This is a genomic window from Streptomyces sp. B1866 (assembly GCF_031932565.1).
Classification (GTDB): Bacteria; Actinomycetota; Actinomycetes; order Streptomycetales; family Streptomycetaceae; genus Streptomyces.
The window spans coordinates 1-521 of record NZ_JAVSCF010000596.1; the positions used below are offsets into that span (position 1 = coordinate 1).

Annotated in this window: 1 protein-coding gene and 1 pseudogene; both read left to right on the plus strand. The window is 70.6% G+C overall.

Going from position 1 to position 521, the window contains the following annotated elements; all coding sequences use genetic code 11:
* A pseudogene (locus tag RKE29_RS30355) lies at window positions 1-337 on the plus strand (hypothetical protein); the annotation flags it as partial.
* Window positions 334-521 (plus strand): polyketide synthase docking domain-containing protein (locus RKE29_RS30360; RefSeq protein ID WP_312008909.1); only part of this gene is annotated, 188 nt, incomplete at its 3' end. The pseudogene RKE29_RS30355 and the gene RKE29_RS30360, both read left to right, overlap by 4 nt.

Genomic DNA, 521 nt, shown 5'->3' on the forward strand with positions numbered 1-521 from the left:
GCCCGCCACGCTCGTCTTCGACCACCCGAACCCGATGGCGGTCACCCAGCTGCTCCTCACCGAGATCGGCGGCGGCCCGGAGGAGAAGGCGCCCTCGCCGTTCGAGGAGGAGCTCCAGCGGCTCGAAGGCCTGCTGATCACGGTCGCCAACGACGGCGACCGGCTGGCCGAGGTCGAGCCGCGGCTGCGCTACCTCAGCAACCGGCTGCGGACCGTGCTCAGCGCGGCCGGCGGCAGTCAGCCCGCCGACACCGACCAGGGGGCCGACGACGACCTCGACGCGGTGTCCGACGACGACATGTTCGAACTGATCGACAAGGAGCTCGGGTCGGCATGACCGAAAACGCTGACAACGCTCGGGGCGGATCCATGACCGACGAACAGAAGCTTCGCACCTACCTGCGGAAGGTGACCACCGAGCTGCGCACGGCCAACCGCCGCGTGCGCGAGCTGGAGCAGCGCGACGCCGAACCGCTGGCGATCGTGGGCATGAGCTGCCGCTTCCCGGGCGGCGTGGCGTC